At 42.4% G+C, this 20,121-nt stretch carries 16 protein-coding genes, 11 tRNA genes and 3 rRNA genes; 28 read left to right on the top strand and 2 right to left on the bottom strand.

Annotation, left to right across the window (positions count from 1 at the left end):
- Positions 1-63: 63 nt before the first annotated feature.
- Positions 64-939 carry an RluA family pseudouridine synthase gene (locus ABKJ27_RS08370; protein ID WP_410011675.1) on the bottom strand — a complete coding sequence of 292 codons (876 nt, stop codon included), beginning with the start codon at positions 937-939 and terminating at the stop codon, positions 64-66.
- An 86-nt stretch (positions 940-1,025) separates the two neighbouring features.
- On the opposite strand from ABKJ27_RS08370, the gene pbp2a reads away from it, so the two are divergent.
- The 19 genes from pbp2a to ABKJ27_RS08275 all read left to right on the top strand — a co-directional run bounded on the left by pbp2a (position 1,026) and on the right by ABKJ27_RS08275 (position 10,891).
- Complete coding sequence (gene pbp2a / locus ABKJ27_RS08365; RefSeq protein WP_410011674.1) at positions 1,026-3,221, top strand: penicillin-binding protein PBP2A; 2,196 nt, start codon at positions 1,026-1,028, stop codon at positions 3,219-3,221.
- Between the two features lie 52 nt (positions 3,222-3,273).
- Positions 3,274-3,426 carry a 50S ribosomal protein L33 gene (rpmG, locus tag ABKJ27_RS08360; RefSeq protein ID WP_001809375.1) on the top strand — a complete coding sequence of 51 codons (153 nt, stop codon included), beginning with the start codon at positions 3,274-3,276 and terminating at the stop codon, positions 3,424-3,426.
- Positions 3,427-3,435: 9 nt separating this feature from the next.
- Complete coding sequence (gene secE / locus ABKJ27_RS08355; RefSeq protein ID WP_001210990.1) at positions 3,436-3,612, top strand: preprotein translocase subunit SecE; 177 nt, start codon at positions 3,436-3,438, stop codon at positions 3,610-3,612.
- 53 nt (positions 3,613-3,665) lie between these two features.
- Positions 3,666-4,202 (top strand): transcription termination/antitermination protein NusG, encoded by a 537-nt coding sequence (gene nusG / locus ABKJ27_RS08350; protein ID WP_084926827.1) that lies wholly within the window; start codon positions 3,666-3,668, stop codon positions 4,200-4,202.
- Positions 4,203-4,321: 119 nt separating this feature from the next.
- Complete coding sequence (locus ABKJ27_RS08345; protein ID WP_410011673.1) at positions 4,322-4,801, top strand: sigma-70 family RNA polymerase sigma factor; 480 nt, start codon at positions 4,322-4,324, stop codon at positions 4,799-4,801.
- 100 nt (positions 4,802-4,901) lie between these two features.
- Positions 4,902-4,973, top strand: a tRNA-Glu gene (locus ABKJ27_RS08340).
- A 242-nt stretch (positions 4,974-5,215) separates the two neighbouring features.
- Positions 5,216-6,761: ribosomal RNA gene (locus tag ABKJ27_RS08335) — 16S ribosomal RNA — on the top strand.
- A gap of 51 nt (positions 6,762-6,812) precedes the next feature.
- Positions 6,813-6,885 (top strand) — tRNA-Ala (locus ABKJ27_RS08330).
- Between the two features lie 124 nt (positions 6,886-7,009).
- A 23S ribosomal RNA gene (locus ABKJ27_RS08325) occupies positions 7,010-9,911 on the top strand.
- A gap of 76 nt (positions 9,912-9,987) precedes the next feature.
- Positions 9,988-10,103: ribosomal RNA gene (rrf, locus tag ABKJ27_RS08320) — 5S ribosomal RNA — on the top strand.
- Together the 16S, 23S and 5S rRNA genes with 11 tRNA genes alongside form the textbook arrangement of a ribosomal RNA operon.
- A gap of 4 nt (positions 10,104-10,107) precedes the next feature.
- Positions 10,108-10,180: transfer RNA gene (locus ABKJ27_RS08315), tRNA-Val, on the top strand.
- 2 nt (positions 10,181-10,182) lie between these two features.
- Positions 10,183-10,255: transfer RNA gene (locus tag ABKJ27_RS08310), tRNA-Asp, on the top strand.
- Positions 10,256-10,279: 24 nt separating this feature from the next.
- Positions 10,280-10,352 (top strand) — tRNA-Lys (locus tag ABKJ27_RS08305).
- Positions 10,353-10,357: 5 nt separating this feature from the next.
- Positions 10,358-10,439 (top strand) — tRNA-Leu (locus tag ABKJ27_RS08300).
- An 18-nt stretch (positions 10,440-10,457) separates the two neighbouring features.
- Positions 10,458-10,530 (top strand) — tRNA-Thr (locus tag ABKJ27_RS08295).
- Between the two features lie 22 nt (positions 10,531-10,552).
- Positions 10,553-10,624: transfer RNA gene (locus ABKJ27_RS08290), tRNA-Gly, on the top strand.
- Positions 10,625-10,631: 7 nt separating this feature from the next.
- Positions 10,632-10,717: transfer RNA gene (locus ABKJ27_RS08285), tRNA-Leu, on the top strand.
- Positions 10,718-10,728: 11 nt separating this feature from the next.
- A tRNA-Arg gene (locus ABKJ27_RS08280) sits at positions 10,729-10,802 on the top strand.
- Between the two features lie 15 nt (positions 10,803-10,817).
- Positions 10,818-10,891: transfer RNA gene (locus ABKJ27_RS08275), tRNA-Pro, on the top strand.
- Positions 10,892-10,999: 108 nt separating this feature from the next.
- On the opposite strand, the gene ABKJ27_RS08270 is transcribed toward ABKJ27_RS08275, so the two are convergent.
- Positions 11,000-12,256: an ISL3 family transposase gene (locus ABKJ27_RS08270; protein ID WP_410011672.1), complete on the bottom strand. Its 1,257-nt coding sequence runs from the start codon at positions 12,254-12,256 to the stop codon at positions 11,000-11,002.
- A 498-nt stretch (positions 12,257-12,754) separates the two neighbouring features.
- On the opposite strand from ABKJ27_RS08270, the gene ABKJ27_RS08265 reads away from it, so the two are divergent.
- The 9 genes from ABKJ27_RS08265 to fusA all read left to right on the top strand — a co-directional run bounded on the left by ABKJ27_RS08265 (position 12,755) and on the right by fusA (position 20,035).
- Positions 12,755-12,961 carry a hypothetical protein gene (locus ABKJ27_RS08265; RefSeq protein ID WP_410011671.1) on the top strand — a complete coding sequence of 69 codons (207 nt, stop codon included), beginning with the start codon at positions 12,755-12,757 and terminating at the stop codon, positions 12,959-12,961.
- The gene (locus tag ABKJ27_RS08260; RefSeq protein ID WP_410011670.1) at positions 12,958-13,152 is read left to right on the top strand and encodes a hypothetical protein; all 195 of its coding nucleotides are present in this window, start codon (positions 12,958-12,960) and stop codon (positions 13,150-13,152) included. The genes ABKJ27_RS08265 and ABKJ27_RS08260 overlap by 4 nt, the downstream gene beginning before the upstream one ends.
- Entirely contained in the window at positions 13,139-14,023 is an 885-nt protein-coding gene (locus tag ABKJ27_RS08255) for an ABC transporter ATP-binding protein (protein ID WP_410011669.1), read from the top strand. Before ABKJ27_RS08260 ends, ABKJ27_RS08255 begins: the two co-directional genes overlap by 14 nt.
- A gap of 1 nt (position 14,024) precedes the next feature.
- A complete protein-coding gene (locus ABKJ27_RS08250; RefSeq protein ID WP_410011668.1) occupies positions 14,025-14,762 on the top strand; it encodes an ABC transporter permease in 738 nt (245 codons plus the stop codon).
- On the top strand, positions 14,762-15,859 hold the full coding sequence (locus tag ABKJ27_RS08245; protein ID WP_410011667.1) for a sensor histidine kinase: 1,098 nt from the start codon (positions 14,762-14,764) through the stop codon (positions 15,857-15,859). Before ABKJ27_RS08250 ends, ABKJ27_RS08245 begins: the two co-directional genes overlap by 1 nt.
- Entirely contained in the window at positions 15,860-16,459 is a 600-nt protein-coding gene (locus ABKJ27_RS08240) for a response regulator transcription factor (protein WP_261020618.1), read from the top strand. It abuts the gene before it with no gap.
- Between the two features lie 311 nt (positions 16,460-16,770).
- Positions 16,771-17,184, top strand: a complete 414-nt coding sequence (rpsL, locus tag ABKJ27_RS08235) for a 30S ribosomal protein S12 (RefSeq protein ID WP_001142332.1) — start codon at positions 16,771-16,773, stop codon at positions 17,182-17,184.
- 19 nt (positions 17,185-17,203) lie between these two features.
- Positions 17,204-17,674, top strand: coding sequence for a 30S ribosomal protein S7 (gene rpsG, locus ABKJ27_RS08230; protein ID WP_000087873.1), 471 nt, complete (start codon positions 17,204-17,206; stop codon positions 17,672-17,674).
- 279 nt (positions 17,675-17,953) lie between these two features.
- A complete protein-coding gene (fusA, locus tag ABKJ27_RS08225) occupies positions 17,954-20,035 on the top strand; it encodes an elongation factor G (protein WP_000090348.1) in 2,082 nt (693 codons plus the stop codon).
- The last annotated feature ends 86 nt before the right edge of the window (positions 20,036-20,121 follow it).

Genomic DNA, 20,121 nt, shown 5'->3' with positions numbered 1-20,121 from the left:
TGAGTCGATAAAAAGCAAGGCCTCTGGTCTTGCTTTTAAAATATTAAAAAATGGATGACGCTATCATCCATTCTTTTTTAATTCTTTTTCAAAAGTATCTGATAGGGTAGTGAAGCTTAATTTCTCTAGAGTAAGCGGATGGGTAAAGGACAGTCGAAAGGCGTGGAGCATAAGTCGACTTGTTTTTGATTTACTATTATAGAGAGGGTCACCCAGGATAGGAAGATTATGATTCGAAAGGTGCACACGAATTTGATGGGTTCGCCCTGTCTTTAGCTTGCAACGAACCAAGGAAGTTTTGTTTGGAAATTGCTTTAATCTGCTTACATGTGTTTCAGCATATTGCCCATTTTTTGTATCAACTATTCGTTTTCTACGGTCATGGCGATCACGCCCAATTTTGTCTCTGAAAACAAGTTCTTTGCTGTTGATATGTCCATCAACAAGTGCCCAATATTCCCTAGAAATCTCTTTTTTCTCAAGTAAGCGATTGAGAATAGGTAGGATAAAAGGATTTTTGGCAAAGAGAACCAAACCACTGGTTTCCATGTCCAGACGATGAACGACATAGCAGGTTTGGCCAACGTAGGAACTGACATGGTTAAGAAGAGCAATTTCGTTTGGCTGATTACCATGCGTTTTCATACCCTCAGGTTTGTTCACAATAACTAAGTGTTGATCTTGATAAACTTCCTGAACGAGGTTTGGGTTGCCCCAAGGAATTTCTTTTTCGGGATAATCTTCCTCGTCAAAAGCCAACTGGCAAACATCTCCAGGCTTCACTATCTCGTTCCAGTGAACTTCTTCTTGATTTATCAAAATATGCTTCTTGACTCTCAAAAAATGCCGGATTTTTCTAGGAATGAGGAGTTGCTCTTCTAGTAATTGCTTCACCGTCATTTGAGGTAAAGAGGCGGGTAATATAAATGTGAATTTCATACAGATATTGTAACAAAAAAAGCCCTATTTGGATAGGAAATAGCTAAATTCTTGTCTTCCTATGATGAAGATGATAAAATAAACGCATGAAATTAGATAAATTATTCGAGAAATTTCTTTCTCTTTTTAAAAAAGAAACAAGTGAACTAGAGGATTCTGATTCGACTAGCTTACGTCGCTCTCGTAGTGATCGAAAAAAATTAGCTCAAGTGGGTCCGATTCGAAAATTCTGGCGTCGCTATCATCTGACGAAAATCGTTGTTATACTAGGTTTGAGTGCAGGCTTGTTAGTCGGAACCTATTTGTTTGCTGTAGCCAAGTCAACCAATGTCAATGATTTGCAAAATGCCTTGAAAACTCGGACTCTCATTTTTGACCGTGAAGAAAAAGAGGCAGGTGCCTTGTCTGGTCAAAAGGGAACCTACGTTGAATTGACTGACATCAGTAAAAACTTGCAGAATGCTGTTATTGCGACAGAAGACCGTTCTTTCTATAAAAATGACGGGATTAACTATGGTCGTTTCTTCTTGGCTATTGTCACTGCTGGACGTTCAGGTGGTGGCTCTACCATTACCCAACAGCTGGCTAAGAACGCCTATCTATCGCAGGATCAAACTGTTGAGAGAAAAGCGAAAGAATTTTTCCTAGCTTTAGAATTAACAAAAAAATATAGCAAAGATCAAATTCTAACCATGTACCTTAACAACGCCTATTTTGGAAATGGTGTATGGGGTGTAGAAGATGCGAGTAAGAAATACTTTGGAGTTTCTGCATCAGAAGTGAGTCTCGATCAAGCTGCGACTCTGGCAGGGATGCTCAAAGGACCGGAACTGTATAACCCCTTGAAATCTGTAGAAGATTCTACCAATCGTCGTGATACTGTCTTGCAAAATATGCTTGCAGCGGGTTACATTGATAAAAAACAAGAAACCGAAGCTGCAGAAGTTGATATGACTTCGCAATTGCACGATAAGTATGAAGGAAAAATATCAGATTACCGCTATCCTTCTTATTTTGATGCGGTGGTTAATGAAGCTGTTTCCAAGTATAATCTAACAGAGGAAGAGATTGTCAACAATGGCTATCGCATTTACACAGAGCTGGACCAAAACTACCAAGCAAATATGCAGGTTGTTTATGAAAATACCTCACTATTTCCTAGGGCAGAGGATGGAACGTTTGCTCAATCAGGAAGTGTAGCTCTCGAACCGAAAACAGGGGGAGTTCGTGGAGTTGTTGGTCAAGTTGCAGATAATGATAAAACTGGATTCCGGAATTTCAACTATGCAACTCAATCAAAACGTAGCCCTGGTTCTACAATTAAGCCTTTAGTTGTTTATACGCCAGCAGTTGAAGCAGGTTGGGCCTTGAATAAGCAGTTGGATAACCATACCATGCAGTATGACAGCTATAAGGTTGATAACTATGCAGGAATCAAAACGAGTCGAGAAGTTCCTATGTATCAAGCCTTGGCAGAATCGCTTAATCTACCTGCTGTTGCCACTGTTAATGACTTGGGTGTTGACAAGGCTTTTGAGTCGGGCGAAAAATTCGGACTCAACATGGAAAAAGTCGACCGTGTTCTTGGTGTTGCTTTGGGAAGCGGTGTCGAAACAAACCCTCTTCAAATGGCTCAAGCATATGCTGCTTTTGCAAATGAAGGTTTAATGCCGGAAGCTCATTTTATTAGTAGAATTGAAAATGCTAGTGGACAAGTTATTGCAAGCCATAAGAATTCACAAAAACGGGTGATCGATAAGTCTGTAGCTGACAAGATGACCAGTATGATGTTGGGGACATTCACCAACGGCACCGGTATTAGTTCATCGCCTGCAGATTATGTCATGGCAGGGAAAACTGGAACAACTGAAGCAGTTTTCAATCCGGAGTACACAAGTGACCAGTGGGTAATTGGTTATACTCCGGATGTAGTGATTAGCCACTGGCTTGGCTTTCCGACCACTGATGAAAATCACTATCTAGCAGGATCTACTTCAAACGGTGCGGCCCATGTCTTTAGAAACATTGCAAATACCATTTTACCTTATACGCCAGGAAGTACCTTTACCGTTGAAAATGCTTATAAGCAAAATGGGATTGCGCCAGCTAATACAAATAATCAAGTACAGAGTAATGAAACCAATCAGACGGATAATAGCCTTTCTGATATTAGAAGTCGTGCACAAAATCTGGTAGATGAGGCGAGCCGTGCTATCTCGGATGCTAAAATTAAGGAAAAGGCTCAAACGATATGGGATTCGGTAGTCAATCTATTTCGTTAAGATGCTTGTCAAAGCCTAGCTTTCTTGTTATAATAGATAAGATGGAGGCGTTATGGCACTAAAAAAAGCAAGCCTAGCTTGTGCGGTTTGTGGTTCGAGAAACTATTCAATCAAGATCAGCGGAAACCCCAAGCCAACACGACTAGAAGTAAATAAATTTTGTAAACATTGTGGTAAGTATACTACACACAGAGAAACGAGATAGGAGAGAGCGATGCGTTTTATTGGAGATATTTTTCGACTTCTTAAAGACACAACATGGCCAACTCGCAAGGAAAGCTGGAGAGATTTTCGTTCTATCATGGAATACACTGCTTTCTTTGTTGTGATTATTTATATTTTTGACAAGTTGATTGTTTCAGGTTTGATTCGATTTATTAACATTTTTTAGAAGAACTGTGAAGTCATTCACGCTAAAAGTCTTCTATTATGAAAGGAAGTATCATGGATAGTTTTGATAAAGGATGGTTTGTCTTACAAACTTATTCTGGTTATGAAAATAAGGTAAAAGAAAATCTATTACAACGTGCACAAACCTACAATATGTTGGATAATATTTTACGTGTTGAAATTCCAACACAGACAGTGCAAGTTGAAAAAAATGGAAAGAAAAAAGAAGTAGAAGAAAATCGCTTTCCAGGTTATGTTCTTGTAGAAATGGTCATGACAGATGAAGCTTGGTTTGTTGTTCGAAACACACCAAACGTTACAGGATTCGTCGGATCTCACGGAAATAGATCAAAACCCACTCCATTATTGGAACAAGAAATCCGTGATATCTTGATTTCTATGGGACAAACTGTACAAGAGTTTGATATTGATGTTGAAGTTGGTCAAACTGTACGTATCATTGATGGTGCTTTTGCAGACTATACTGGTAAGATTACAGAGATTGATAACAATAAAGTGAAGATGATTATCTCTATGTTTGGAAATGACACAGTTGCAGAAGTAAACCTAAACCAAATCGCAGAATTATAACCCTGAGAGAGGCATGTCCTCTCTTTTTTGCGCAGTTGAAGCGGTGTAGAGAACAGAACGGGAAAATAGGACAAAAGTGTTTTTGAATCTGTTAGACTGTATCTAGAAAGGGGAACAATATGCTTAAAAAATTGTATGAAGAAGTCCAAGGAATTGTATATAAGTGTAGAAATGAGTATTACCTTCATTTATGGGAGTTGTCTGATTGGGACCAAGAGGGTATGATCTGCTTGCATGAATTGATTAGTAGAGAAGAAGAACTGATAGAAGATATACCTCGTTTACGTAAATATTTCAAAACAAAATTTCGGAATCGGATTTTAGATTATCTCCGTAAGCAAGAAAGTCAAAAACGAAGATATGATAAAGAACCCTATGAAGAAGTAGGTGAGATTAGTCATCGTATAAGTGAGGGCGGTCTGTGGCTAGATGATTATTATCTCTTTTATGAAACCCTAAGAGATTATAAAAGTAAACAAAATAAAGAGAAACAAGAAGAGTTAGAACGCGTCTTAAGACATGAACGATTTCGAGGTCGACAAAGAGTATTGAGAGACTTACGTATTGTGTTTAAGGAGTTTGATATCCGTACTCGGTAAGAAGCTATGCAAAAAAAGAAAAAAACATAAAAAGTTTCAAAAAGTAGTTGACAAAGTTTGAAAAGTCGGTATAATAGTAAGAGTTGAAAATAGCAACTCTGGTCCGTTGGTCAAGGGGTTAAGACACCGCCTTTTCACGGCGGTAACACGGGTTCGAATCCCGTACGGACTATAGTATGTTGCAGATGAAACACTTGATGAAAAAAGTTTAAAAAAGTTTCAAAAAAGTGTTGACAAGCGAAAGCGACTGTGATATACTAATATAGTTGTCACTTGAGAGAAGTGAGTGACAAAGACCTTTGAAAACTGAACAAGACGAACCAATGTGCAGGGCACTACAACAATTGTTGTAGTACTGAACAATGAAAAAAACAATAAATCTGTCAGTGACAGAAATGAGTGAGAACTCAAACTTTTAATGAGAGTTTGATCCTGGCTCAGGACGAACGCTGGCGGCGTGCCTAATACATGCAAGTAGAACGCTGAAGGAGGAGCTTGCTTCTCTGGATGAGTTGCGAACGGGTGAGTAACGCGTAGGTAACCTGCCTGGTAGTGGGGGATAACTATTGGAAACGATAGCTAATACCGCATAATAGTAGATGTTGCATGACATTTGCTTAAAAGGTGCAATTGCATCACTACCAGATGGACCTGCGTTGTATTAGCTAGTTGGTGGGGTAACGGCTCACCAAGGCGACGATACATAGCCGACCTGAGAGGGTGATCGGCCACACTGGGACTGAGACACGGCCCAGACTCCTACGGGAGGCAGCAGTAGGGAATCTTCGGCAATGGACGGAAGTCTGACCGAGCAACGCCGCGTGAGTGAAGAAGGTTTTCGGATCGTAAAGCTCTGTTGTAAGAGAAGAACGAGTGTGAGAGTGGAAAGTTCACACTGTGACGGTATCTTACCAGAAAGGGACGGCTAACTACGTGCCAGCAGCCGCGGTAATACGTAGGTCCCGAGCGTTGTCCGGATTTATTGGGCGTAAAGCGAGCGCAGGCGGTTAGATAAGTCTGAAGTTAAAGGCTGTGGCTTAACCATAGTACGCTTTGGAAACTGTTTAACTTGAGTGCAAGAGGGGAGAGTGGAATTCCATGTGTAGCGGTGAAATGCGTAGATATATGGAGGAACACCGGTGGCGAAAGCGGCTCTCTGGCTTGTAACTGACGCTGAGGCTCGAAAGCGTGGGGAGCAAACAGGATTAGATACCCTGGTAGTCCACGCCGTAAACGATGAGTGCTAGGTGTTAGACCCTTTCCGGGGTTTAGTGCCGCAGCTAACGCATTAAGCACTCCGCCTGGGGAGTACGACCGCAAGGTTGAAACTCAAAGGAATTGACGGGGGCCCGCACAAGCGGTGGAGCATGTGGTTTAATTCGAAGCAACGCGAAGAACCTTACCAGGTCTTGACATCCCTCTGACCGCTCTAGAGATAGAGTTTTCCTTCGGGACAGAGGTGACAGGTGGTGCATGGTTGTCGTCAGCTCGTGTCGTGAGATGTTGGGTTAAGTCCCGCAACGAGCGCAACCCCTATTGTTAGTTGCCATCATTCAGTTGGGCACTCTAGCGAGACTGCCGGTAATAAACCGGAGGAAGGTGGGGATGACGTCAAATCATCATGCCCCTTATGACCTGGGCTACACACGTGCTACAATGGCTGGTACAACGAGTCGCAAGCCGGTGACGGCAAGCTAATCTCTTAAAGCCAGTCTCAGTTCGGATTGTAGGCTGCAACTCGCCTACATGAAGTCGGAATCGCTAGTAATCGCGGATCAGCACGCCGCGGTGAATACGTTCCCGGGCCTTGTACACACCGCCCGTCACACCACGAGAGTTTGTAACACCCGAAGTCGGTGAGGTAACCGTAAGGAGCCAGCCGCCTAAGGTGGGATAGATGATTGGGGTGAAGTCGTAACAAGGTAGCCGTATCGGAAGGTGCGGCTGGATCACCTCCTTTCTAAGGATAAGGAACTGCGCATTGGTCTTGTTTAGTCTTGAGAGGTCTTGTGGGGCCTTAGCTCAGCTGGGAGAGCGCCTGCTTTGCACGCAGGAGGTCAGCGGTTCGATCCCGCTAGGCTCCATTGGTGAGAGATCACCAAGTAATGCACATTGAAAATTGAATATCTATATCAAATAGTAACAAGAAAATAAACCGAAAACGCTGTAGTATTAATAAGAGTTTATGACTGAAAGGTCAGAAAATAAGGTTAAGTTAATAAGGGCGCACGGTGGATGCCTTGGCACTAGGAGCCGAAGAAGGACGTGACAAACGACGATATGCCTTGGGTAGCTGTAAGTAAGCGATGATCCAGGGATTTCCGAATGGGGGAACCCAACAGGTACTACCTGTTACCCGCATCTGTTAAGGATGTGAGGAGGAAGACGCAGTGAACTGAAACATCTAAGTAGCTGCAGGAAGAGAAAGCAAAAGCGATTGCCTTAGTAGCGGCGAGCGAAACGGCAGAAGGGCAAACCGAAGAGTTTACTCTTCGGGGTTGTAGGACTGCAATGTGGACTCAAAGATTATAGAAGAATGATTTGGGAAGATCAGCCAAAGAGAGTAATAGCCTCGTATTTAAAATAGTCTTTGTACCTAGCAGTATCCTGAGTACGGCGGGACACGTGAAATCCCGTCGGAATCTGGGAGGACCATCTCCCAACCCTAAATACTTCCTAGTGACCGATAGTGAACCAGTACCGTGAGGGAAAGGTGAAAAGCACCCCGGGAGGGGAGTGAAATAGAACCTGAAACCGTGTGCCTACAACAAGTTCGAGCCCGTTAATGGGTGAGAGCGTGCCTTTTGTAGAATGAACCGGCGAGTTACGTTATGATGCGAGGTTAAGTTGAAGAGACGGAGCCGTAGGGAAACCGAGTCTGAATAGGGCGAATTAGTATCATGACGTAGACCCGAAACCATGTGACCTACCCATGAGCAGGTTGAAGGTGCGGTAAGACGCACTGGAGGACCGAACCAGGGCACGTTGAAAAGTGCTTGGATGACTTGTGGGTAGCGGAGAAATTCCAAACGAACTTGGAGATAGCTGGTTCTCTCCGAAATAGCTTTAGGGCTAGCGTCGACATTAGAGATTCTTGGAGGTAGAGCACTGTTTGGGTGAGGGGTCCATCCCGGATTACCAATCTCAGATAAACTCCGAATGCCAATGAATTATGGTCGGCAGTCAGACTGCGAGTGCTAAGATCCGTAGTCGAAAGGGAAACAGCCCAGACCACCAGCTAAGGTCCCAAAATAATTGTTAAGTGGAAAAGGATGTGGGGTTGCACAGACAACTAGGATGTTAGCTTAGAAGCAGCTATTCATTCAAAGAGTGCGTAATAGCTCACTAGTCGAGTGACCCTGCGCCGAAAATGTACCGGGGCTAAAACAATTTACCGAAGCTGTGGATACCTTTATAGGTATGGTAGGAGAGCGTTCTATGTGTGATGAAGGTGTACCGTGAGGAGTGCTGGAACGCATAGAAGTGAGAATGCCGGTATGAGTAGCGAAAGACAGGTGAGAATCCTGTCCACCGTAAGACTAAGGTTTCCAGGGGAAGGCTCGTCCGCCCTGGGTTAGTCGGGACCTAAGGAGAGACCGAAAGGTGTATCCGATGGACAACAGGTTGATATTCCTGTACTAGAGTATGTAGTGATGGAGGGACGCAGTAGGCTAACTAAAGCAGACGATTGGAAGTGTCTGTCTAAGCAGTGAGGTGTGAACTGAGTCAAATGCTTAGTTCTATAACATTGAGCTGTGATGGGGAGCGAAGTTTAGTAGCGAAGTTAGTGACGTCACACTGCCAAGAAAAGCTTCTAGCGTTTAAACATACTCTACCCGTACCGCAAACCGACACAGGTAGTCGAGGCGAGTAGCCTCAGGTGAGCGAGAGAACTCTCGTTAAGGAACTCGGCAAAATGACCCCGTAACTTCGGGAGAAGGGGTGCTGGCTTTAAGTCAGCCGCAGTGAATAGGCCCAAGCAACTGTTTATCAAAAACACAGCTCTCTGCTAAATCGTAAGATGATGTATAGGGGGTGACGCCTGCCCGGTGCTGGAAGGTTAAGAGGAGTGCTTAGCGTAAGCGAAGGTATGAATTGAAGCCCCAGTAAACGGCGGCCGTAACTATAACGGTCCTAAGGTAGCGAAATTCCTTGTCGGGTAAGTTCCGACCCGCACGAAAGGCGTAATGATTTGGGCACTGTCTCAACGAGAGACTCGGTGAAATTTTAGTACCTGTGAAGATGCAGGTTACCCGCGACAGGACGGAAAGACCCCATGGAGCTTTACTGCAGTTTGATATTGAGTGTCTGTACCACATGTACAGGATAGGTAGGAGTCTAAGAGATCGGGACGCCAGTTTCGAAGGAGACGTTGTTGGGATACTACCCTTGTGTTATGGCCACTCTAACCCGGATAGGTGATCCCTATCGGAGACAGTGTCTGACGGGCAGTTTGACTGGGGCGGTCGCCTCCTAAAAGGTAACGGAGGCGCCCAAAGGTTCCCTCAGAATGGTTGGAAATCATTCGCAGAGTGTAAAGGTATAAGGGAGCTTGACTGCGAGAGCTACAACTCGAGCAGGGACGAAAGTCGGGCTTAGTGATCCGGTGGTTCCGTATGGAAGGGCCATCGCTCAACGGATAAAAGCTACCCTGGGGATAACAGGCTTATCTCCCCCAAGAGTTCACATCGACGGGGAGGTTTGGCACCTCGATGTCGGCTCGTCGCATCCTGGGGCTGTAGTCGGTCCCAAGGGTTGGGCTGTTCGCCCATTAAAGCGGCACGCGAGCTGGGTTCAGAACGTCGTGAGACAGTTCGGTCCCTATCCGTCGCGGGCGTAGGAAATTTGAGAGGATCTGCTCCTAGTACGAGAGGACCAGAGTGGACTTACCGCTGGTGTACCAGTTGTCTTGCCAAAGGCATCGCTGGGTAGCTATGTAGGGAAGGGATAAACGCTGAAAGCATCTAAGTGTGAAACCCACCTCAAGATGAGATTTCCCATGATTTTATATCAGTAAGAGCCCTGAGAGATGATCAGGTAGATAGGTTAGAAGTGGAAGTGTGGCGACACATGTAGCGGACTAATACTAATAGCTCGAGGACTTATCCAAAGTAACTGAGAATACGAAAGCGAAAGGTTTTCTTGGTTTGAATAGATATTCAATTTTGAGTAGGTATTACTCAGAGTTAAGTGACGATAGCCTAGGAGATACACCTGTACCCATGCCGAACACAGAAGTTAAGCCCTAGAACGCCGGAAGTAGTTGGGGGTTGCCCCCTGTGAGATATGGAAGTCGCTTAGCTCTAGGGAGTTTAGCTCAGCTGGGAGAGCATCTGCCTTACAAGCAGAGGGTCAGCGGTTCGATCCCGTTAACTCCCATAGGTCCCGTAGTGTAGCGGTTATCACGTCGCCCTGTCACGGCGAAGATCGCGGGTTCGATTCCCGTCGGGACCGTTTAAGGTAATGAAAGTTACTTTAGACTCGTTAGCTCAGTTGGTAGAGCAATTGACTTTTAATCAATGGGTCACTGGTTCGAGCCCAGTACGGGTCATATATGCGGGTTTGGCGGAATTGGCAGACGCACCAGATTTAGGATCTGGCGCTTAACGGCGTGGGGGTTCAAGTCCCTTAACCCGCATTAAGATATAATAAATGAGCCGGCTTAGCTCAGTTGGTAGAGCATCTGATTTGTAATCAGAGGGTCGCGTGTTCAAGTCATGTAGCCGGCATTTTTAGATAGAAGAAAACAGTGCGAACGTAGTTCAGTGGTAGAACACCACCTTGCCAAGGTGGGGGTCGCGGGTTCGAATCCCGTCGTTCGCTTAGAGAGGCCGGGGTGGCGGAACTGGCAGACGCACAGGACTTAAAATCCTGCGATTGGTAACGATCGTACCGGTTCGATTCCGGTCCTCGGCATAAACTAATGAGCACCCTTAGCTCAACTGGATAGAGTACCTGACTACGAATCAGGCGGTTAGAGGTTCGACTCCTCTAGGGTGCATTTTTCTATTTAACTCGGGAAGTAGCTCAGCTTGGTAGAGTACTTGGTTTGGGACCAAGGTGTCGCAGGTTCGAATCCTGTCTTCCCGATTCATTACAGAGATACGTAAGCGTATCTTTTTTATTTGCTTTAAGGGAGAATCAGTTTGGTTCTCTCTTTTTTGGGCTCTTTGTCAACTGTAGTGGGTTGAAGAAAAGCTAAGCTCGAGAAAGGACGACATTTGTCCTTTCTTTTTTGATGTTCAGAGCAATAAAAATCCGTTTTTTAAAGTTTTCAAAGTTCCGAAAACCAAAGGCATTGCGTTTGATAAGTTTGATGAGATTATTGGTTGCTTCCAATTTGGCGTTGGAATAGGGTAACTGAAGGGCATTGACGATTTTCTCTTTGTCCTTTAGAAAGGTTTTAAAGACAGTCTGAAAAAGAGGATGAACCTGCTTGAGATTGTCCTCAATGAGTCCGAAAAATTTCTTCGGCTCTTTATTCTGAAAGTGGAAAAGCAAGAGTTGATAGAGATGATAGTGGTGTTTCAAGTCTTCGGAATAGCTCAAAAGCTTGTCTAGGATTTCTTTATTGGTTAAGTGCATACGAAAAGTAGGGCGATAAAAACGTTTATCACTCAGTTTAAGACTATCCTGTTGAATGAGCCTCCAGTAACGCTTGATAGCCTTGTATTCATGAGATTTTCGTTCAAGTTGATTCATGATTTGGACACGAACACGACTCATAGCACGGCTTAGATGTTGTACAATGTGAAAGCGATCTAGAACGATTTTAGCACGCGGAAAAAGTTGTCTAGCTAAGTCATAGTAAGGACTAAACATATCCATAGTAATGATTTTCACTCGACAACGAACGGCTCTATCGTATCGAAGAAAGTGATTTCGGATGACAGCTTGTGTTCTACCTTCAAGAACAGCGATGATACTGAGGTTATCAAAATCTTGTGCAATGAAACTCATCTTTCCTTTTGTAAAGGTATATTCGTCCCAAGATATAATCTGTGGAAGGCGAGAAAAATCAGGTTTAAAGTGAAAGTCATTGAGCTTGCGAATGACAGTTGAAGTTGAAATAGACAACTGATGAGCAATGTCGGTCATGGAAGTTTTTTCAATCAGCTTCTGAGCAATCTTTTGGTTGATGATACGAGGTATTTGGTGATTTTTCTTGACGAGAGAAGTTTCAGCGACCATCATTTTAGAGCACTGATAGCACTTAAAACGGCGTTTTCTAAGGAGGATTCTAGTAGGTATACCAGTCGTTTCAAGGTAAGGAATCTTAGACGGTTTTTGAAAGTCATATTTCTTCATTAGGCTTCCGCAATCAGGACAAGATGGAGCCTCATAGTCTAGTTTAGCGATGATTTCCTTGTGTATACCCTTATTAATGATATCTATAATTTGGATATTAGGGTCTTTAATATCGAGTAGTTTTGTGATAGAATGTAATTGTTCCATATGATTCTTTCTAATGATAGTTTGGTCGCTTTTCATTATAGATCTTATGGGACTTTTTTTCTACACAAAATAGGCTCCATAATATCTATAGGGGATTTACCCACTACAAATATTATAGAACCTTTTTTGGTATGAGTAATTCATTTTATAAACTGATATTCAATTAAAATTTTGGTATACACATTTAAAATTAAGAGTTTTTATAAATTTTACTATTTTTTAAGAAAGAAAAAAAGATTTTTTGGTACAACGTATAATATATGTATTTTTAGGATAAAAATTTCTTCTCTTGAGTTTTTAAATAAGTATTAGTTTACATTATAGTCCAAATTTGATATCACTTTGACGGAAGTGACTATAAATTCTTTTGTACCCGTGCTTTGTTGTGTAATGTTTTTTGATTCTTTCAAGCATAATCTTTTATGACATTTGTCATATTTCCTAGTGACAGAAGCATCTAGCTTTGCTAGCTTCAGAAGTCTATAATTGAAGTATGAAATGGAGGAAGAAAAAATGAAACATAAAGTAATTGTTGCAATGAGTTTTGTAGCAGCAGGAGTCATGACCTATCTCATGTTTTCAGGGTTGGACGTGGGATTCTATCATTTTCCTTGGGAGCTATTTGCTGGCTTCGGAATCATGTCTTGGTTGATCCGAGAAGGATTAAAATTGGTCTCAGATGTGAAAAAGGAGTTTGAAAAATGAAAAAAGCGATTTTCTATCTTTTTATTGGACTGTCACTAGTGGTATGGTTGGTAGAAATGTTTACAGGTTGGTTTGATCAGGCCTTCCTTCATCAATTCATCCGTGGTGTAATGGGATTAGGATTTATGATTTTTATTGTTTTTCCGATGGGTAAGGAGTTGCTAAAAGGAGAATATTATGAACATGATTAAGGTACAAGGCTTATTTAAAAACATCAAGGGAAAGGCTATTTTGAAGGATATTTCCTTTGAGGTAGCTGAAGGTGAATGTATTGCCTTGATTGGGCCAAATGGTGCTGGTAAGACGACACTCTTGGACTGTTTGCTTGGAGATAAACTGGTCACAAGCGGTCAAGTATCCATCCAAGGCTTGTCAGTGATGAGTTCTCAGTTAGACTATATTAGAGGTTATCTGCCTCAAGAAAATGTCATTGTTCAGAAATTAAAGGTCAAAGAGTTGATTGCTTTCTTTCAAAGTATTTATCCAAATCCCTTGAGAAACCAGGAAATCGATCAACTATTGCAGTTTGACCAGCAACAAAAAGAACAATTCGCAGAAAAATTGTCAGGTGGTCAAAAGCGTCTCTTCTCTTTTGTCTTGACCTTGATTGGGCGACCAAAGCTTGTCTTTTTAGATGAACCAACTGCTGCCATGGATACTTCAACCCGCCAACGTTTTTGGGAAATTGTTCAGGACCTAAAAGCGCAGGGAGTCACCATTCTCTATTCGTCTCATTATATCGAAGAAGTAGAGCATACAGCTGATCGGATTTTGGTCTTAAATAAGGGAGAGTTGATTCGAGATACGACACCTCTAGCTATGCGTAGCGAGGAAATAGAAAAGCACTTTATCCTTCCTATAGCTTACAAGGAAGTCGTAGAGCAGTCTAACTTGGTTGAAAACTGGTCACAAAAACAAGATGCTTTGCAAGTAGTTACACGTGAAGCGGATGCTTTTTGGCAACTGTTAGTGCAAGCAGGATGTAGGATTCAAGAAGTTGAAGTCAATAATCGTAGCTTGCTGGATACAATCTTTGAAGAAACACAAAAGGGAGATGACTAAGATGAAACAATGGATCGCACTAAACAAGATAGAATTTCTATTGACCAAACGACAATTAGTCTATTATCTATTATCCGTAGGGATGCCGACAGCCTTCTATTTATTCTTTTCAGGCATGTACCAGGACACACCAGGTGGACCGGCTAATTTTATGCGCGACTACCTCATCTCCATGACGGCTTTTTCCATGATGTCGACAGCTATGTTTTCATTCCCAGCTGTTTTACATACCGATAAAATCAACAACTGGCAGAAAACATTGCGCCATACCCCTGTAAATATGGTAGAATATTATCTATCAAAGATAACAAGTATGCTGGTTGATTATTTGGTTTCAATCTTGGTGGTTTTCTCAGTTGGGCATTTTGTAAGAGGTGTGGACATGCCTCTAGGAAGCTGGGTTGGTGCTGCGCTCTTGCTGATAGTTGGAAGTGTAGCTTTTGTAGCCCTTGGTTTGGCCTTGACTCTCTTACCAACTAGTCAGTTGATGTCTGTCGTGGGCAATCTTCTTTATCTAGGATTGGCTGTCTTAGGTGGACTCTGGATGCCCATCTCTTTATTTCCAGACTGGATGCAAGCAATCGGGAAGTGCCTACCGACCTATCAGTTGATGGAGTTGCTTAAGACCTTCTTAAATGAGGCTGGCATCAATTTATCAGCCACAGTTTATCTACTTGTTTTTTCAGCAGTTTTATTTGGTTTGACCATTTACCTTCAAGGTCATAAGGAGAATTCTTAATGCTTGAAAGACTGAAAAGTATAGATTATATGTATTGGGCCAGTTTGATTTTTATGGTTTTTTCCATCATTCCTGTAGTGACTGGGGAGCTTCCTGTCTGGCATTTATTGATTGATATTCTATTTGTAGTGGCGTATTTGGGTGTTTTAATAACTAAGAACCAGCGTCTTTCTTGGCTTTTCTGGGGAATCATGCTGGTCTATGTAGCTGGCTATACTGCCTTTGTTGCTGCGAATTATATCTGGTTCTTCTTTTTCCTTTCCAATCTCTTAATTTATCATTTCGGTATACGTAGTTTAAAGTCTTTACATGTCTGGACTTTTCTCCTTACTCAAGTGTTTGTTGTAGGGCAACTGTTGATTATTCAGAAAATCGAAGTTGAGTTTCTATTCTATCTGCTTGGGATTCTTACTTTTGTCGATTTGATGACTTTTGGCTTGGTTCGGGTTCGAATTGTAGAGGATTTGAAAGAAGCTCAGGCTAAGCAAAATGCCCAGATAAATCTATTGCTAGCAGAAAATGAACGCAGTCGTATCGGTCAGGATTTGCATGATAGTCTGGGACACACCTTTGCTATGCTGAGTGTCAAAACGGATCTCGCCTTGCAGTTATTTCAGATGGAGGCTTATCCACAGGTGGAGAAGGAATTAAAAGAAATTCAGCAGATAAGCAAGGATTCCATGAATGAAGTACGAACTATTGTGGAAAATCTGAAGTCTAGAACTTTGACATCCGAACTAGAGACTGTGAAAAAGATGTTAGAAATTGCTGGAATTGAGGTGGAAATAGCTAATCAACTAGATACAGCTAGCCTTACTCAGGAATTGGAGTCAACGGCTTCCATGATTTTGCTTGAATTAGTGACCAATATCATCAAACATGCTAAAGCGTCTAAAGTCTACTTGAAATTAGAACGGACAGAGAAAGAACTCATTCTAACAGTGAGAGATGATGGCTGTGGCTTTACTTCTATAAAGGGGGATGACCTCCATACAGTTCGAGATCGTGTTCTTCCATTTTCGGGAGAAGTAGAGGTAATTAGTTGGAAACAACCGACAGAAGTTCAGGTTCGACTACCTTATAAGGAGAGAAAGTAGATGAAAGTGTTAGTCGCAGAAGATCAAAGTATGTTGCGAGATGCTATGTGTCAATTGCTCACGCTTCAACCAGGTGTAGACTCTGTCTTTCAAGCCAAGAATGGGCAAGAAGCAATCCAACTATTAGAAAAGGAGTCTGTAGATATCGCCATCCTTGACGTAGAAATGCCTGTTAAGACAGGTCTTGAAGTCTTGGAGTGGATACGAGCAGAAAATCTAGCAACAAAGGTGGTTGTGGTGACGACCTTCAAGCGTCCTGGGTATTTTGAACGTGCGGTCAAGGCTGGAGTAGATGCTTATGTATTAAAAGAAAGAAACATTGCAGAGCTAATGCAAACCTTGCACACCGTCCTAGAGGGACGCAAGGAGTATTCGCCTGAATTGATGGAAGTGGTGATGACGCATCCCAATCCATTAACAGAACAAGAAATCGCAGTTTTAAAGGGAATTGCTCAGGGCTTATCTAACCAAGAAATTGCAGACAAACTTTATCTATCCAACGGAACAGTCCGAAACTATGTCACCAATATTCTTTCTAAATTACATGCAGGCAATCGAACAGAGGCAGCTAATATTGCGAAAGAATCTGGTTGGTTGTGATGATATAATATTTTTTGAACATTATGTCTAAAATTGATGAGATTGAATGGAACAATATTAATTTTAGGAGGGTGGGATTCCTCCTTTTTCTTTTTTAGGGAGCACTACAAAAGAGCTAAAATTAACAATAAAAAAGAAAAATATCTTGACAACCAAGGGAAAATTTTGTTACAATAATAGACGGTACTTTTTACTTTTGGTCTCTCAAGAGTGTACAGGGACGTGCTGACAAATGTTGCAAAAGTACACACAGATGATAGCTGTCACCAAGTGTATCATCACCAAAAATAAAAAAACACAGGAGAATGTAGATGCCTACAATTAACCAATTGGTTCGCAAACCGCGTAAATCAAAAGTAGAAAAATCTAAATCACCAGCTTTGAACGTTGGTTACAACAGTCATAAAAAAGTTCAAACAAACGTTTCTTCACCACAAAAACGTGGTGTTGCAACTCGTGTTGGAACAATGACACCTAAAAAACCTAACTCAGCCCTTCGTAAATTCGCTCGTGTACGTTTGAGCAACCTTATCGAAGTTACTGCCTACATCCCAGGTATCGGACACAACTTGCAAGAGCACAGCGTGGTGCTTCTTCGTGGTGGACGTGTAAAAGACCTTCCAGGGGTACGTTACCATATCGTCCGTGGTGCACTTGATACTGCAGGTGTTAACGATCGTAAACAAGGCCGTTCTAAATACGGTACTAAACGTCCAAAAGCATAAGGAAAGGGGATAAAGAGAAATGAGTCGTAAAAATAGAGCTCCAAAACGTGACGTATTGCCAGATCCGCTTTACAATTCACAACTAGTTACTCGTCTTATCAACCGCGTTATGCTTGATGGTAAACGTGGTACAGCTGCTTCAATCGTTTACGGTGCCTTTGAGCAAATCAAAGAAGCTACTGGAAACGATGCACTTGAAGTATTTGAAACAGCTATGGAAAACATCATGCCTGTACTTGAAGTACGTGCACGTCGTGTTGGTGGTTCTAACTACCAAGTCCCAGTTGAAGTTCGTCCAGAACGTCGTACAACACTTGGACTTCGTTGGTTGGTAACAATCGCTCGTCTTCGTGGTGAACACACAATGCAAGACCGTCTTGCAAAAGAAATCTTGGATGCTGCTAACAACACTGGTGCAGCTGTTAAGAAACGTGAAGACACTCACCGTATGGCTGAAGCTAACCGTGCATTCGCACACTTCCGTTGGTAAAATCATGATGCTAGGAACGGTAAGGATGCAAGGTGAAAATAGGAAACTGACGCAGTATTCGACGAATACAAGGAAGTTTATCTTTTTCACACAGCATCCCGTTCCGGCTCAAATCGGCTAGTTAACTTTAGCCCGAGTTCAATTCAACTTGTAAATCTACAAGTTGAAACCAACAATAGCATGAAAACATTGAGAACGGGTAGGTCCTGCCTATCCGTTTTTATTAAAATCGTGTTATAATAGAATAGAAATCAAAAATAAATAGGAGAAACAAACCTCATGGCACGCGAATTTTCACTTGAAAAAACTCGTAATATCGGTATCATGGCTCACGTCGATGCTGGTAAAACAACAACTACTGAGCGTATTCTTTACTACACTGGTAAAATCCACAAAATCGGTGAAACTCACGAAGGTGCGTCACAAATGGACTGGATGGAGCAAGAGCAAGAACGTGGTATCACTATCACATCTGCTGCGACAACAGCTCAATGGAACAACCACCGCGTAAACATCATCGACACACCAGGACACGTGGACTTCACAATCGAAGTACAACGTTCTCTTCGTGTATTGGATGGTGCGGTTACCGTTCTTGACTCACAATCAGGTGTTGAGCCTCAAACTGAAACAGTTTGGCGTCAAGCAACTGAGTACGGAGTTCCACGTATCGTATTTGCCAACAAAATGGACAAAATCGGTGCTGACTTCCTTTACTCTGTAAGCACACTTCACGATCGTCTTCAAGCAAATGCACACCCAATCCAATTGCCAATCGGTTCTGAAGATGACTTCCGTGGTATCATCGACTTGATCAAGATGAAAGCTGAAATCTATACTAACGACCTTGGTACAGATATCCTTGAAGAAGACATCCCAGCTGAATACCTTGACCAAGCTCAAGAATACCGTGAAAAATTGATCGAAGCAGTTGCTGAAACTGACGAAGAATTGATGATGAAATACCTCGAAGGTGAAGAAATCACTAACGAAGAATTGAAAGCTGGTATCCGTAAAGCGACTATCAACGTTGAATTCTTCCCAGTATTGTGTGGCTCTGCCTTCAAGAACAAAGGTGTTCAATTGATGCTTGATGCGGTTATTGACTACCTTCCAAGCCCACTTGACATCCCAGCGATCAAAGGTATCAACCCAGATACAGATGAAGAAGAAACTCGTCCAGCATCTGACGAAGAGCCATTTGCAGCTCTTGCCTTCAAGATCATGACAGACCCATTCGTAGGTCGTTTGACATTCTTCCGTGTTTACTCAGGTGTTCTTCAATCAGGTTCTTACGTATTGAACACTTCTAAAGGTAAACGTGAACGTATCGGACGTATCCTTCAAATGCACGCTAACAGCCGTCAAGAAATCGACACTGTTTACTCAGGTGATATTGCTGCTGCCGTTGGTTTGAAAGATACTACAACTGGTGACTCTTTGACTGATGAAAAAGCTAAAATCATCCTTGAGTCAATCAACGTTCCAGAACCAGTTATCCAATTGATGGTTGAGCCAAAATCTAAAGCTGACCAAGACAAGATGGGTATTGCCCTTCAAAAATTGGCTGAAGAAGATCCAACATTCCGCGTTGAAACAAACGTTGAAACTGGTGAAACAGTTATCTCTGGTATGGGTGAGCTTCACCTTGACGTCCTTGTTGACCGTATGCGTCGTGAGTTCAAAGTTGAAGCGAACGTAGGTGCTCCTCAAGTATCTTACCGTGAAACATTCCGCGCTTCTACTCAAGCACGTGGATTCTTCAAACGTCAATCTGGTGGTAAAGGTCAATTTGGTGATGTATGGATTGAATTTACTCCAAACGAAGAAGGTAAAGGATTCGAATTCGAAAACGCAATCGTCGGTGGTGTGGTTCCTCGTGAATTTATCCCAGCGGTTGAAAAAGGTTTGGTAGAATCTATGGCTAATGGTGTTCTTGCAGGTTACCCAATGGTTGACGTTAAAGCTAAGCTTTACGATGGTTCATACCACGATGTCGACTCATCTGAAACTGCCTTCAAGATTGCGGCTTCACTTGCCCTTAAAGAAGCTGCTAAATCAGCACAACCAGCTATCCTTGAACCAATGATGCTTGTAACAATCACTGTTCCAGAAGAAAACCTTGGTGATGTTATGGGTCACGTAACTGCTCGTCGTGGACGTGTTGATGGTATGGAAGCACACGGTAACAGCCAAATTGTTCGTGCTTACGTTCCGCTTGCTGAAATGTTCGGTTACGCAACAGTTCTTCGTTCTGCATCTCAAGGACGTGGTACATTCATGATGGTATTTGACCACTACGAAGATGTACCTAAGTCAGTACAAGAAGAAATCATTAAGAAAAACAAAGGTGAAGACTAATCTGTCCTCACTCTAGAAGGAAGTCACTTAGTGGCTTCCTTTTGTCTTTAGAAAATACCTCTAAATATGGTAGAATAGTAGGAGAA

The organism is Streptococcus sp. KHUD_011 (genome assembly GCF_046352925.1).
Classification (GTDB): Bacteria; Bacillota; Bacilli; order Lactobacillales; family Streptococcaceae; genus Streptococcus.
Note: the sequence above shows the minus strand (reverse complement) of the source record. Positions and strands in the feature narration are given on the sequence as shown.

Coding starts and splice junctions, on each gene's coding strand:
- ABKJ27_RS08270 (WP_410011672.1), bottom strand. CDS start 12,256: ATGGAACAATTACATTCTATCACAAAACTACTCGATATTAAAGACCCT.
- secE (WP_001210990.1), top strand. CDS start 3,436: ATGCGTTTTATTGGAGATATTTTTCGACTTCTTAAAGACACAACATGG.
- ABKJ27_RS08260 (WP_410011670.1), top strand. CDS start 12,958: ATGAAAAAAGCGATTTTCTATCTTTTTATTGGACTGTCACTAGTGGTA.
- ABKJ27_RS08250 (WP_410011668.1), top strand. CDS start 14,025: ATGAAACAATGGATCGCACTAAACAAGATAGAATTTCTATTGACCAAA.
- fusA (WP_000090348.1), top strand. CDS start 17,954: ATGGCACGCGAATTTTCACTTGAAAAAACTCGTAATATCGGTATCATG.
- ABKJ27_RS08265 (WP_410011671.1), top strand. CDS start 12,755: ATGGAGGAAGAAAAAATGAAACATAAAGTAATTGTTGCAATGAGTTTT.
- rpsL (WP_001142332.1), top strand. CDS start 16,771: ATGCCTACAATTAACCAATTGGTTCGCAAACCGCGTAAATCAAAAGTA.
- ABKJ27_RS08240 (WP_261020618.1), top strand. CDS start 15,860: ATGAAAGTGTTAGTCGCAGAAGATCAAAGTATGTTGCGAGATGCTATG.
- ABKJ27_RS08245 (WP_410011667.1), top strand. CDS start 14,762: ATGCTTGAAAGACTGAAAAGTATAGATTATATGTATTGGGCCAGTTTG.
- ABKJ27_RS08345 (WP_410011673.1), top strand. CDS start 4,322: ATGCTTAAAAAATTGTATGAAGAAGTCCAAGGAATTGTATATAAGTGT.
- rpsG (WP_000087873.1), top strand. CDS start 17,204: ATGAGTCGTAAAAATAGAGCTCCAAAACGTGACGTATTGCCAGATCCG.
- rpmG (WP_001809375.1), top strand. CDS start 3,274: ATGGCACTAAAAAAAGCAAGCCTAGCTTGTGCGGTTTGTGGTTCGAGA.
- nusG (WP_084926827.1), top strand. CDS start 3,666: ATGGATAGTTTTGATAAAGGATGGTTTGTCTTACAAACTTATTCTGGT.
- ABKJ27_RS08370 (WP_410011675.1), bottom strand. CDS start 939: ATGAAATTCACATTTATATTACCCGCCTCTTTACCTCAAATGACGGTG.
- ABKJ27_RS08255 (WP_410011669.1), top strand. CDS start 13,139: ATGAACATGATTAAGGTACAAGGCTTATTTAAAAACATCAAGGGAAAG.
- pbp2a (WP_410011674.1), top strand. CDS start 1,026: ATGAAATTAGATAAATTATTCGAGAAATTTCTTTCTCTTTTTAAAAAA.